The sequence below is a fragment of the Mycolicibacterium sp. SMGY-1XX genome (assembly GCF_059132455.1).
The window spans coordinates 1,138,337-1,151,147 of record NZ_CP101139.1 but is presented as its reverse complement, the minus strand read 5'-3'; the positions used below and the strand labels follow the sequence as shown (position 1 = coordinate 1,151,147).

Below are 12,811 nucleotides of genomic sequence, written 5' to 3'. Positions count from 1 at the left end.
GGGGGCCTTTTGCTGTGTGGAGATCTACAGCTTGCTGAACAGCTCGCGTGCCTTGGCCGCAGTCTCGGACGGCGTCTTGCCGACGGCCACCCCAGCGGCCTCGAGTGCTTCTTTCTTGCCCTGCGCGGTGCCCGCACCATCGGAGACGATGGCGCCGGCGTGGCCCATGGTCTTGCCCTCCGGAGCGGTGAAGCCCGCGACGTAGCCGACCACCGGCTTGGTGACGTTGGCCTGGATGAAGGCGGCGGCCTTCTCCTCGGCGTCGCCACCGATCTCACCGATCATGACGATCAGCTTGGTCTCGGGGTCCTTCTCGAACGCCTCGAGCGCGTCGATGTGCGTGGTGCCGATGACCGGGTCACCGCCGATGCCGATGGCGGTGGAGAAGCCGAGATCGCGCAGCTCGTACATCATCTGGTAGGTCAAAGTGCCCGACTTCGAGACCAGACCGATCGGGCCCTTGCCGGTGATGTTGTTCGGCGTGATGCCGACCAGCGACTCACCGGGGGTGATGATGCCGGGGCAGTTCGGACCGATGATGCGGGTCTTGTTGCCTTTTTTGACGTTGTAGGCCCACGCGTAGGCGCTGTCCTGCACCGGGATTCCCTCGGTGATGACCACCAGCAGCGGGATCTCGGCGTCGATGGCCTCGATGATGGCGTCCTTGGAGAACGCCGGCGGCACGAAGGCGATCGACACGTCGGCGCCGGTCTCCTTGATGGCCTCGGCCACCGAACCGAACACCGGTAAACGGACGTCCTTGCCATCTTTGTCTACGTGGGTGACCTCAGTGCCGGCCTTGCGTGCGTTCACGCCGCCGACGATCTGGGTGCCGGCCTTGAGCATCAGCGCGGTGTGCTTGGTGCCTTCACCGCCGGTGATGCCCTGGACGATGACCTTGCTGTCCTTGTTCAGGAAGATTGACATAAGTTGTTGGCTCCCTTACTTGTTGGCCAGCTCGGCGGCCTTGTCGGCCCCGGAGTCCATGGTCTCGGCCTGCACGACCAGCGGATGGTTGGCCTCGGCGAGGATGCGACGGCCCTCTTCGACGTTGTTGCCGTCGAGGCGGACCACCAGCGGCTTGTTGGCCTCGTCGCCCAGAATCTGCAGCGCCTTGACGATGCCGTTGGCCACCGCGTCACACGAGGTGATGCCACCGAAGACGTTGACGAACACGCTCTTGACCTGGCTGTCGCCCAGGATGACATCCAGGCCGGCCGCCATGATCTCGGCGGAGGCGCCGCCGCCGATGTCGAGGAAGTTGGCGGGCTTGACGCCGCCGTGCTTCTCCCCGGCGTAGGCCACCACGTCGAGGGTGGACATGACCAGACCGGCGCCATTGCCGATGATGCCGACCTCGCCGTCGAGCTTGACGTAGTTGAGGTCGTTCTCCTTGGCCTTGAGCTCCAGAGGATCGGTGGCGTCCTTGTCCTCGAACTCCTCGTGGCCGGGCTGACGGAAGTCGGCGTTGGCGTCGAGGGTGACCTTGCCGTCGAGGGCCAGGATCTGGTCATCGGGCGTACGGACGAGCGGGTTCACCTCGACGAGGGTGGCGTCTTCGCCGATGAACACCTCCCACAGCTTCTGGATGGTGATGGCCGCGGCGTCGAGCACCTCGGCGGGCAGGTGGCCCTTCTCGGCGATCTCCCGCGCGAAGGCCAGGTCGACACCCTTGACGGCATCGACAGGCACCTTGGCGAGGCGCTCGGGCTTGGTGGCGGCCACCTCTTCGATCTCCATGCCGCCCTCGACCGAGCACATGGCCAGGTAGGTCCGGTTGGAGCGGTCGAGCAGGAAGGAGATGTAGTACTCCTCCGCGATGTCGCTGGCTTCAGCGACCAGCAGCTTCTTGACGACGTGGCCCTTGATGTCGAGGCCCAGGATGTTCTGCGCGTGGGTGAACGCGTCGTCGGGGGTGGCGGCGTACTTCACACCGCCGGCCTTGCCACGCCCGCCGACCTTGACCTGCGCCTTGACCATCACAGGCTTGCCGATCTCCTCGGCGATGGCCTTGGCGTCCTCGGCCGAGTCGGTCACCCGTCCGGGAGTGGTCGGAACGTTGTGCTTGGCGAACAGCTCTTTCGCCTGATACTCGAAAAGATCCATGTGGCTCACTGTCTATCTGCCGGAAGTGGCGGCATCGTTTTTTTGATGACGTTCGGTTTCTCAGGTCACGCCGGGGGGAACTTTATCGACATCAGTGGTCGGCGATACCACCGCCTACCGCTCATGTGGCAGATGTCACCGGCGGGGTATTAGTGATACAACTCACAATCCCCGCCGGAGTCTTTGCTTGGCTTGCCACTTGTATTGGAATTTGGTTAACGTCTCCTGGTCCAGATAACGCTTTGGTCACGACTAGAGGGACGTTTCAGGTTGGCGCAACACCACTCGGCACCCACTCCCACCAGGGACGAGCCGAAAAGTGCACGCGACATCTCGCGGTTTTCGAGCCGCTTCATCGACCCCAACGAGGTCACTGACATCGTTCCGTTCAATGACTTCGGCGCTGAGTTCGGCACTCTAGAGGACGTGAATTTCCGCAGCAGTGCGTTCGACGGCGCTCCCCTCGACAAGGGAGTGCTTCACGCACCGGAGCTCGACGACCTGCACGACATCGATGACATCGCCGCGGCCCTGCTGGTCCGGCGCACCGATCTCGATGACGTCCACCTGATCGAGGACGCCCCCTCCGGCAACGCCTCGCTCGACGATGCCGACGACCTTGGGTACGACCCCGACCTCACTGAGGTGATCCCGCGCGCGGGGCAGCATCGCAAGCCCGCCGCCAGCGCCCTCAAGGGCCGCGTGATGATCGCCGCCATGGCCGCAGGCGCCGCCGCAGCGGCCGCGCACTCCGCCATCAACCCGTCCGAGACCGCCTCCGCCGAAGCGGTGCTGGCCGCCGACCAGATGTCCATGAACGGCGCGATGAACACCGCGTCGCAGGGCATGCAGATGGTCACCGTCAATCCGACCGCGATGGCGAGCATGCACTCCGAGGAGCTGGCCAAGGGCGCCGCATTCGCCCAGGAGCGCGCCGAGCGTGAAGCTCGCTTGCAGCGCCCGCTGTTCGTCAAGCCCACCCAGGGCATCTTCACCTCGGGCTACGGCTACCGCTGGGGCGCCCTGCACGGCGGCGTGGACATCGCCAACGCCATCGGGACTCCCATCTACGCGGTGTCCGACGGTGTGGTGATCGAGGTGGGCCCCACGGCCGGCTACGGCGCGCTGGTGAAGCTGCGCCACTTCGACGGCACCGTGACCCTCTACGGCCACATCAACAGCTGGAACGTGAGCGTCGGTGAGCGTGTGTTCGCCGGCGACCAGATCGCCACGATCGGCAACCGGGGTAACTCCACCGGCCCGCATCTGCACCTCGAGGTTCTGGTGAACGGCACCGACCGCATTGATCCGGTGCCGTGGCTGGCCAAGCGCGGCATCAGCGTCGGCGCCTACTCCGGCTGACCTGGTGCCAGAGCCAGATCCTTCTCAGGACTCATCCGAGCACACCCGCATCATCCGGCGCGCACCTGCCTCGCCTCCACCTCCGCGCCAACCACCGCCCGAGGACACCCGAACCGGCATCATCCGCCGGTCCCCCACGGGTTCTCTTCCGGCGCAACAAGATCCGCGGACCACGCACATCCCTACCCCCGCCGAGGCTCCCACCGGACTCATCCCGCCCGTGCCGGCGCCCGTGCCCGCCCCCGCAGCACCCGTCGCACCTGTCGAGCCGTCGGCGCGCAGTGCCATCGCCACGTGCGTCGTCGCGATCCTCAGCGGTTGGGCGGTGTCGGTGGTGGCCACCGACCTCATCACCGGCTGGTGGCAGACCGACAGACTGTTCTGTCTCGGGGTCGGCTTTCTGACCTTCGTGTTCGCCGCGTCGACGATCTCGGGCGTGGTCACGGTGCTGCTACGACGCGCGGTCGGTCACTACCTGATCCTCACCGGTGCGGTCGTGGCGCTGCTGACCTTCGGCGCGGTGTTCATCGCCGGTGCGCAGGTGCCGTGGCCGGTGTTTGTCATTCCGGTGTTCCCGGTACTGAGCGTGCTGCTGGCCTTCCTGCCCGGCACCCGTCGATGGACCCGCGCCGGCTGAATTCGGTGCTGAGCCAGGATCACCCGAAGTGGCTCAAAGCCGGGCGCCGCGCTCCTACAGCTTGGTGATCGGCGCGTGGTTGTGCATCAGTTTGACGCGGCCCGCGCTACCGAAGTCGATGAGCGACATCGCCGATTCGCCGACGCCGTTGACCTCCTCGACCCGCCCCAGCCCGTACTTGTCGTGGGTCACCCGGTCTCCCGGTTCGAGCGTGATCACCTGACGATTGCGCGCGGGGGCACTACGCCCGGGCGCCGGCCGCGGGGTTCCGTACCGCCCGGCATTGCCCACTGGCGCGCTGAACGCGGACGGGGTGGCGTCGGTGCGCCGCCAATCGATGAGATCCTGCGGAATCTCGCGCAGGAAGCGCGATTCCGGGTTCAGCATCGGCTGGCCCCACGACGAGCGCACCTTGGCGCGGCTCAGATACAGGCGTTGCCGCGCACGGGTGATCCCGACATAGGCCAGACGGCGCTCCTCGGACAGCTCCTGCGGGTCGCCGAGTGCACGCATGTGCGGGAACATGCCGTCCTCCCAACCCGTCACGAAGACCACCGGGAATTCCAGCCCCTTCGCGGTGTGCAGCGTCATCATCGTCACGACACCGGAACCGTGTTCGGGAATCTCGTCGGTGTCGGCCACCAGAGACACCCGTTCCAGGAACTCGGCCAGCAAGCCCGTCTCGGGGATGTCCTCGTCCACCGGGTCTTCTTCGTCGCGCAGCGCCAGGGCGTTGGCCCGGTCGGTGCTGAATTCGTGTGCGACGCTGACGAGTTCGTTGAGGTTGTCCAGCCGCGCCAGGTCCTGCGGATCGTTGGACGCCTCGAGCTCGCGCCGGTACCCGGTCCGGTCCAGCACGTCCTCCACCAGATCGCCGAGCTCGTCGTCCAGTTTCGCGCGCATCTGGTCGAGCATCTCCACGAACGCCGCGATGGCCTTCTCGGAGCGGGTGTTCAGCATCGGAACCTTGCCCTCGGCGGCGGCCTGCAGGGCGTCGTTGAACGTGGCGCCCGTGTTCTCGGCGTACACCGCGACACAGGCTTCGGCCCGGTCTCCGATACCGCGGCGCGGGGTGTTCAGGATGCGGCGCATGCTCACCGCGTCACCCGGATTGTCCAGCACGCGCAGGTAGGCCACGATGTCGCGGATCTCCTTGCGCTCGTAGAAGCGCACGCCCCCAACGACTTTGTACGGAATGCCGGCGCGGATAAAGACCTCTTCCAGCGCGCGGGAGGAGTTGTTGGTGCGGTAGAACACCGCGACGTCGTTGTAACTGATCTCGCCACGGTCCGCCAACGCGTCGATTTCCTGCGCCACGAAACGCGCTTCATCGTGTTCGTTGTCGGCGACGTAGCCGACGATCAGCTCGCCTTCGCCGGAATCGGTCCACAGCCGCTTCTCGCGCCGCCCGGCGTTGCGGGCGATCACCGAGTTGGCGGCGTTGAGGATGGTCTGGGTGGACCGGTAGTTCTGCTCGAGCAGGATCGTGGTGGCGTTCGGGTAGTCGCGCTCGAAGTCCTCGATATTGCGGATGGTGGCGCCGCGGAAGGCGTAGATCGACTGGTCGGCGTCACCGACCACGCACAGCTCACCGGGCGGCACACCATCGTCTTCGGGCAGGTCGTGGCCCACCAGCTCGCGGACCAACATGTACTGCGCGTGGTTGGTGTCCTGGTACTCGTCGACCAGGATGTGCCGGAACCGGCGCCGGTAGTACTGCGCGATCTGCGGGAAGGCCTGCAGCACCGCCACCGTCTCGCCGATCAGGTCGTCGAAGTCCATGGCGTTGGCCGCGCGCAGCCGACGCTGATACTCGCCGTACACCGAGGCCACCGTGCGAGCCAGGTCGTCGGCGGACTCGTCGAGATCGGTCACCGCACGTTCCGGATCGATCAGTTCGTTCTTCAGGTTCGAGATCGCCGTGGCCAGCAACCGCGGGGTGTACCGCTTGGTGTCCAGCCCCATGTCCTTGCCGATCATCAGCAGCAGGCGGCGGGAGTCGTCGGCGTCATAGATGGAGAAGTTGGAGTTCAGCCCCGGCAGCAGGGACGCCTGGTTGCGCAGGATCCGCACGCACGTCGAGTGGAACGTCGACACCCACATGGACCTGGCTCGGGGCCCGACCAGTTGCGCCACCCGCTCGCGCATCTCGGCGGCGGCTTTGTTGGTGAACGTGATGGCCAGAACCTGCCCGACGCCGACATCGCGCGCGGCCAGCAGGTAGGCGATGCGGCGCGTGAGCACGGCCGTCTTTCCCGACCCGGCGCCGGCCACGATCAGCAGCGGCGTGCCCTCATGCAGCACAGCTTGGCGCTGCTGAGGGTTGAGTCCCTCCAGCAGCTGGTCAGTTTCGGTGGTGAGAGTCATTTCGTGCTCAAACCTACCGCTGCGCACAGACACTTTGCGCCGATGGCGCCCTTAGTGGCACACTCGATCCGTGCTCAATGCGAAGCGTCGATTTTTTTACGGGTACCGGATTCCGGTGCCCGGCGCTTAGCTGATTCCCTGAGCCCCGTGGTCCGAATCCGGATCCGGGGCTCTTCTGTTGCGTGAGGCCCGAAACCGGATGAGACCCAAACCACCGAAAGCGCCACCCACCAACAGTGAGAACGCGGAGCAAGACATGAGCATCGAAGCAGACACCCAGCGCGAAGCCTCGGCTGAGGACATCGATCAGCTGCGCCTCGAAATCGACCGCCTGGACGCCGAGATCCTGGCCGCGGTCGCCCGCCGCACCGAGGTCTCCAAGATCATCGGCAAAGCGCGGATGGCCTCCGGCGGCACCCGGCTGGTGCACAGCCGCGAGATGAAGGTGATCGAGCGCTACAGCGAACTCGGACCCGAGGGCAAAGACCTGGCGATGCTGTTGCTGCGCATGGGCCGCGGCCGCCTCGGTTACTGAAGCAACTGCGGCAGCAACACGCGGGTATCCGGGACGAACGGCCACGCCGGATCGGCCAGATGATCCTTGAACTCGCTGTCGGTCCACCACCATCCCTCGGCGATCTCCTCCGGCTGATGGCGCAGCGGCCCGTCATAGCGGATCCCGAAGGCGAACAGGTGACACCGCATCGGCCGGCCAGCCCACACCCCGTCCCAGGCCACCGACGCCAGCGGCACCGGCGTCCTGCCTGTGACACCGAGCTCTTCCTCCAGTTCGCGGACCGCGGTCTGTAGCGGTGTCTCCCCCGGGTCGATGACGCCGCCCGCCAGGCAGTCGTGCATACCGGCGAACACCGCCTTGGTGTCGGTGCGCCGGTGCACATAGATTCGCTGACCATCCCCGGAACGGACCAGCACCCCGGCGCTGCCGTGCCACAGCCCTTCGGCGTACACCTGCGCTCGCGGGGCCGCACCGATCACCCGCCCGTCGGCGTTGTACACCGCGACGGTTTCGTCGGTCACTGCGACAGCGCTTTCACCAGCCACGGCGCCAACCATTCCACGGCCTCAGGGGTGGGATGCAGGCCGTCACCGCGCAACCGGATCCCGTCGACCCGATTGGTGTAGACACCGCCCGGCCCCATCTTCTTGTTCAGATCCAGCACCGTCACGTTCGGCCGGTCCGCGGCGACCTCCCGCAACAGGGTGTTCCACGCGTTGGTGCGCGCCGGCCGGTCCTCCGGATAGAGGCTGCCGTCGGATCGTTCGGCGCGCCGGCTGTACGGCGCCGTGGTGACGACGACGTGCGCGCCGGTGGACCCGAGAATGTCCAGCGCCCGGGTCAATTCGCTCTTCAGATAGGCGTCGTAGTCGTCGTCGCCGACGTGGGTCCACTCCCCGTCGTGCATGCGGTCGACGATCTCCCACCGACCGATCATCAACAGCACCGAATCCGGCCGCGAATGCTGGACGCGCTGGGCCCAGCGCTCCGGCCAGGTGTCGCACTCCGGCTTCTGGTTGAGCTCCTGGCCCGTCGTCCGGTAGGGCCCGCCGCGGGCGATGCCACAACCGATGGTCGTGTAGTCGGCCATCCGTAGCTCCGGGGTCTGGGGGAAGTAACGCATCAGCGTCCACGCCACCGAATCACCGAACACGGCCGCCGACGGAATGCCGGGCTTGGCGGTATCCGGCCCCACCACCACCGCCCGCTCGGGCATCACCATGGCCGCCGATGAGATGTCCAGCGCATCATCCTGGGCAGGGGTTGCATCAACCCGGACGAACGTCGCCGTCACAACGGCCGCCGTCGCCGCGGTGGCCGTCGCCAGGCGCAGCATGGGTACCGAGGCGGGCCGCCATTTCTGCACGGGCTGCTCGATCGCCCACCACGACAGCGTGGCCAGCGCCAGTGTCACGGCACACCGCACCGCGAACAGCGACCAGCCTGACCAGCCGGTGCGTTCGCCGTTGAGCACCAGGAACACCGGCCAGTGCCACAGGTAGATGCCATAGGAGATGGTGCCGAGCCACACCAGCGGCCGCAGCGCCAGCACCCGCGCCACCGGGCCCCGCTGGTCCAGGGCCACCGGCACCACCACCAGCACCGCACCCACGGCCGTCGCGATCAGCAGACCGGAGCGGAAGTCGTCGACGTCACCGGTGGCGCGGTGTGCTGCCACGGCCAGGACCGCGACACCGATCAGTGACACCAGCCGCGCGACCCAGCGGACCCACCGCGATGTCAGGTGATTGCCGCCCGCGGTGACCGAGGACCAGTCACGCACGAGCAGGGCGGCCGCCGCCGCGCCGATCAGCAGGGCCTGCACACGGGTGTCGGTGCCGAAGTAGACCCGGTTCAGGTTCTGCTCGGACACCAGCAGGATCGCCAGCGCGGCGGACCCGGCCGTCCCGGCCAGGGCGAGCGCGAACACCGTCAACCGCACCGCCCGCAGCCCGGGTGTCACCTTCCGCACGGCCAGAAGCAGCAGCGCCACTGCGACGATCAGCAGCGGCCAGGCCAGATAGAACTGCTCCTCGACTCCCAGCGACCACATGTGCTGCAGCGGCGAGGGCGGGCTGCCTTGCGAGAAGTAGTCGGTGCCCTGAGCCACGAACGCCCAGTTCGCCACCCACAGGAAGGCGGCGACCGCGTCGTTGCGCAACTCCCCTGTCGCGTCGGGCGGGAACAGCTGGCGCACCAGCAGTACGGCCGCCACCACGATCAGCAGAGCGGGCAGCAACCGGCGGGCGCGGCGAATCCAGAACTCGCGCAAGCTGATCCGCCCGGTACGACCGAGCTCGTCGAGGAGCAGCGACGTAATGAGGAAACCGCTGAGGACAAAGAAGACGTCGACGCCCAGGAAGCCGCCGGGCACACCGGGAACGCCACCGTGCTCGGCGAGCACCAACACCACCGCCACCGCGCGCAGACCGTCGAGTGCCGGGATGGCACGGCGTCCTGACGAACGCAGGCGTGGCGAGGACGCCTCAGTCACCCACCGACGACGCCCGCCGATGCGGACGGGCCCCGCAGTCACGTCCAGACCTCCCATGTCGCCCGAGGGGAGTCTAGAAGTGCCGCGAGGCCCGATCCGGGAGGCGCTCCGGGGTGGCGCTCAGTTCGTCAGAGCGATGTATTTCGTGTCGAGATACTCCTCGATGCCCTCGGTGCCACCTTCGCGACCGAAGCCGGATTCCTTGATGCCACCGAACGGTGCGGCGGCATCGGAGATGACTCCGCGGTTGACGCCCACCATGCCGGATTCGATGCCCTCGGCGACCCGCAGTGCGCGGTCCAGCGACTGCGTGTAAACGTAGGCGGCCAGACCGTATTCGGTGTTGTTGGCCGCAGCGATGCCCTCTTCTTCGGTGTCGAAGCCGATGATCGGCGCGACGGGCCCGAACACCTCCTCCTTGAGGATCCTGGCGTCGGCGGGCACGTCGGTCAGGACGGTGGCCGGGTAGAAGTAGCCGGGACCGCCGGGGGCCTGCCCGCCGACGGCGACTGCTGCGCCGCGGTCCACCGCGTCGGAGACCAGCTCACCCACCTTGGCGAGCTGCTTCTCGTTGATCAGCGGACCCAGTTTCGAGGAATCTTCGAGCCCGTTGCCGAGCGGGAACTCGCTCATCCGCTTCACCAGCTTCTCGGTGAACTCCTCACGCACCGCGTTGGCGACGTGGAACCGGTTGGCGGCGGTGCAGGCCTCGCCGCCGTTGCGCATCTTGGCCAGGATCGCGCCGTCCACGGCGGCGTCGACATCGGCGTCGTCGAACACGACGAACGGCGCATTGCCACCGAGTTCCATCGAGGTCCGCAGCAGCTTGTCGGCGGACTGCTTGACCAGCGCCTTGCCCACCCCCGTCGATCCGGTGAAGGTGAGCTTGCGCAGCCGCCCGTCATCGATCAGTGCGCTCGTGACGGCACCCGGGTCGCTGGTCGGCAGCACCGAGAGCACACCCTTGGGCAGACCGGCCTGATCCATCAGCTTGGCCAGCAGCAGCATGGTCAGCGGCGTCTCCTGAGCCGGCTTGACGATCATGGTGCAGCCCGCGGCGAAGGCCGGGCCCATCTTGCGGGTGCCCATGGCCAGCGGGAAGTTCCACGGCGTGATGGCATAACACGGGCCGACGGCCTGTTTGGTGACGATGATGCGGCCGGTGCCGGCCGGGCTCGGGGTGTAGCGACCGCCGATGCGGACGGCTTCCTCGGCGAACCAGCGGAAGAACTCCGCGCCGTAGGTCACCTCGCCTTTGCTCTCGGCAACCACCTTGCCCATCTCGAGGGTCATCAGTGCGGCGATGTCGTCGGCGTTGGCGGTGATGGTCTCGAACACCGATCGCAGGATCTCGCCGCGCTTGCGGGCCGGGGTGGCGGCCCACTCGGCCTGCGCACCGGCGGCGGCGTCGAGCGCGGCGATGGCGTCGGCGGCGGTGGCGTCGGCGACGGTGGTCAGGACTGCACCGTCGGCGGGATTCAGTACGTCGAAGGTCGACGAACCCTGGCGTTCGTCACCACCGATCCACAGTCCGGTTGGAACGGATGACAGCAGCTTGGCGATGTCCATACATCCATCATCTACCCCTTCTTTGCACCGCCCGCATTAGGGTTTGGGAATGACCGAAATCGCGGATATCTCCCAGACTCCAGCCTGGAATGCACTTGCCCGTCACCACGATCAGATCGGTACGACGCACCTCCGCGAGATCTTCGATCAGGACCCCGGCCGTGGTGAGGAACTGACCCTGACCGTCGGCGACCTGTACATCGACTACAGCAAGCACCGCGTCACCCGCGAGACCCTGCGCCTGCTGATCGACCTGGCCAAGGCCGCCGATCTCGAGGGTCGCCGCGACGCCATGTTCGCCGGCGAGCACATCAACACCTCCGAGGACCGCGCCGTTCTGCACACCGCGTTGCGGCTGCCGCGGGACGCGTCCCTGACGGTTGACGGCCAGGACGTGGTGGCCGACGTGCACTCGGTGCTCGACGCCATGGGTGAGTTCACCGACCGGCTGCGCAGCGGCGAGTGGACCGGGGCGACCGGCGAGCGCATCAAGACCGTGGTGAACATCGGTATCGGGGGGTCCGATCTGGGACCGGTGATGGTCTATCAGGCGCTGCGGCACTACGCCGACGCCGGCATCTCGGCGAAGTTCGTCTCCAACGTCGACCCGGCCGATCTGGTGGCCGCCCTGGCCGACCTGGACCCCGCGACGACGCTGTTCATCGTCGCGTCGAAGACGTTCTCGACGCTGGAGACGCTGACGAACGCGACTGCGGCACGACGCTGGCTCACCGACTCCCTCGGCGACGCGGCGGTCAGCAAGCACTTCGTCGCGGTATCGACGAACAAGAAGCTGGTCGACGAGTTCGGCATCAACACCGACAACATGTTCGGCTTCTGGGACTGGGTGGGTGGCCGCTATTCGGTGGACTCCGCGATCGGGCTGTCGGTGATGGCCGTGATCGGCAAGGAGGCGTTCGCCGATTTCCTGTCCGGCTTCCACCTCGTCGACGAACACTTCCGCACGGCGCCACTGGAATCCAACGCGCCGGCACTGCTCGGGCTGATCGGGCTGTGGTACTCCAGCTTCTTCGATGCGCAGTCCCGCGCGGTGTTGCCCTACTCCAACGACCTGGCGCGCTTCGCGGCCTACCTGCAGCAGCTGACCATGGAGTCCAACGGAAAATCGGTGCGCGCCAACGGCACTCCGGTCACCACGGACACCGGCGAGATCTTCTGGGGTGAACCGGGCACCAACGGCCAGCACGCGTTCTATCAGCTGCTGCACCAGGGCACCCGCCTGGTGCCCTCGGATTTCATCGGCTTCTCCCAGCCCACGGATGACCTGCCGACCGCCGACGGCACCGGCAGCATGCACGACCTGCTGATGAGCAACTTCTTCGCCCAGACCCAGGTGTTGGCCTTCGGCAAGACCGCCGACGAGATCGCCGAGGAAGGCACTCCCGCAGATGTGGTGCCGCACAAGGTGATGCCCGGAAACCGCCCGTCGACGTCGATCCTGGCGACGCGCCTCACCCCGTCGGTGGTGGGCCAGCTGATCGCCCTCTACGAGCATCAGGTGTTCACCGAAGGCGTGATCTGGGGTATAGATTCGTTCGACCAGTGGGGTGTCGAGCTGGGCAAGACGCAGGCAAAGGCGTTGCTGCCCATCCTCACTGGTGAGCAGTCACCGCCCGAGCAGTCGGACAGCTCCACGGATGCACTGGTGCGCCGGTATCGCCAGGAGCGCGGCCGGGCGGGCTGAGCCAGAAAAGCACAACGCGACGCACGATCGAGGTGATCGTGCGTCGCGCTGGGT

10 protein-coding genes are annotated in these 12,811 nt (G+C 66.8%); 4 read left to right on the top strand and 6 right to left on the bottom strand.

Features of this window, described 5'->3' with window-relative positions:
* Positions 1–24: 24 nt before the first annotated feature.
* Entirely contained in the window at positions 25–927 is a 903-nt protein-coding gene (gene sucD / locus NL241_RS05595; RefSeq protein WP_487691858.1) for a succinate--CoA ligase subunit alpha, read from the bottom strand.
* Positions 928–942: 15 nt separating this feature from the next.
* Entirely contained in the window at positions 943–2,106 is a 1,164-nt protein-coding gene (gene sucC / locus NL241_RS05590) for an ADP-forming succinate--CoA ligase subunit beta (RefSeq protein WP_494396993.1), read from the bottom strand.
* Between the two features lie 270 nt (positions 2,107–2,376).
* On the opposite strand from sucC, the gene NL241_RS05585 reads away from it, so the two are divergent.
* Together NL241_RS05585 and NL241_RS05580 are read left to right on the top strand one after the other, a co-directional pair.
* Positions 2,377–3,468 (top strand): M23 family metallopeptidase, encoded by a 1,092-nt coding sequence (locus tag NL241_RS05585; protein ID WP_494396992.1) that lies wholly within the window; start codon positions 2,377–2,379, stop codon positions 3,466–3,468.
* Positions 3,469–3,472: 4 nt separating this feature from the next.
* Positions 3,473–4,105, top strand: coding sequence for a hypothetical protein (locus tag NL241_RS05580; protein ID WP_494396991.1), 633 nt, complete (start codon positions 3,473–3,475; stop codon positions 4,103–4,105).
* 54 nt (positions 4,106–4,159) lie between these two features.
* On the opposite strand, the gene pcrA is transcribed toward NL241_RS05580, so the two are convergent.
* The gene (pcrA, locus tag NL241_RS05575; protein ID WP_487691863.1) at positions 4,160–6,472 is read right to left on the bottom strand and encodes a DNA helicase PcrA; all 2,313 of its coding nucleotides are present in this window, start codon (positions 6,470–6,472) and stop codon (positions 4,160–4,162) included.
* A 199-nt stretch (positions 6,473–6,671) separates the two neighbouring features.
* On the opposite strand from pcrA, the gene NL241_RS05570 reads away from it, so the two are divergent.
* Positions 6,672–7,007, top strand: coding sequence for a chorismate mutase (locus NL241_RS05570; RefSeq protein ID WP_487691864.1), 336 nt, complete (start codon positions 6,672–6,674; stop codon positions 7,005–7,007).
* Here the strand turns inward: NL241_RS05570 and NL241_RS05565 are convergent.
* The 3 genes from NL241_RS05565 to NL241_RS05555 all read right to left on the bottom strand — a co-directional run bounded on the left by NL241_RS05565 (position 7,001) and on the right by NL241_RS05555 (position 11,052).
* The gene (locus NL241_RS05565) at positions 7,001–7,510 is read right to left on the bottom strand and encodes an NUDIX hydrolase (protein WP_494396990.1); all 510 of its coding nucleotides are present in this window, start codon (positions 7,508–7,510) and stop codon (positions 7,001–7,003) included. The genes NL241_RS05570 and NL241_RS05565 overlap by 7 nt on opposite strands.
* Positions 7,507–9,540, bottom strand: coding sequence for an SGNH/GDSL hydrolase family protein (locus NL241_RS05560; protein WP_487691866.1), 2,034 nt, complete (start codon positions 9,538–9,540; stop codon positions 7,507–7,509). Before NL241_RS05560 ends, NL241_RS05565 begins: the two co-directional genes overlap by 4 nt.
* A 63-nt stretch (positions 9,541–9,603) precedes the next feature.
* Positions 9,604–11,052 (bottom strand): NAD-dependent succinate-semialdehyde dehydrogenase, encoded by a 1,449-nt coding sequence (locus tag NL241_RS05555; protein WP_487691868.1) that lies wholly within the window; start codon positions 11,050–11,052, stop codon positions 9,604–9,606.
* Between the two features lie 49 nt (positions 11,053–11,101).
* On the opposite strand from NL241_RS05555, the gene pgi reads away from it, so the two are divergent.
* Complete coding sequence (gene pgi / locus NL241_RS05550; protein ID WP_494396989.1) at positions 11,102–12,757, top strand: glucose-6-phosphate isomerase; 1,656 nt, start codon at positions 11,102–11,104, stop codon at positions 12,755–12,757.
* Positions 12,758–12,811 lie beyond the last annotated feature (54 nt).

What these genes read in the sequence shown, in the direction of transcription:
- sucD (WP_487691858.1), bottom strand. Translation starts at nt 927, where the DNA reads ATGTCAATCTTCCTGAACAAGGACAGCAAGGTCATCGTCCAGGGCATC.
- sucC (WP_494396993.1), bottom strand. Translation starts at nt 2,106, where the DNA reads ATGGATCTTTTCGAGTATCAGGCGAAAGAGCTGTTCGCCAAGCACAAC.
- pcrA (WP_487691863.1), bottom strand. Translation starts at nt 6,472, where the DNA reads ATGACTCTCACCACCGAAACTGACCAGCTGCTGGAGGGACTCAACCCT.
- NL241_RS05570 (WP_487691864.1), top strand. Translation starts at nt 6,672, where the DNA reads ATGAGACCCAAACCACCGAAAGCGCCACCCACCAACAGTGAGAACGCG.
- NL241_RS05560 (WP_487691866.1), bottom strand. Translation starts at nt 9,540, where the DNA reads ATGGGAGGTCTGGACGTGACTGCGGGGCCCGTCCGCATCGGCGGGCGT.
- NL241_RS05555 (WP_487691868.1), bottom strand. Translation starts at nt 11,052, where the DNA reads ATGGACATCGCCAAGCTGCTGTCATCCGTTCCAACCGGACTGTGGATC.
- pgi (WP_494396989.1), top strand. Translation starts at nt 11,102, where the DNA reads ATGACCGAAATCGCGGATATCTCCCAGACTCCAGCCTGGAATGCACTT.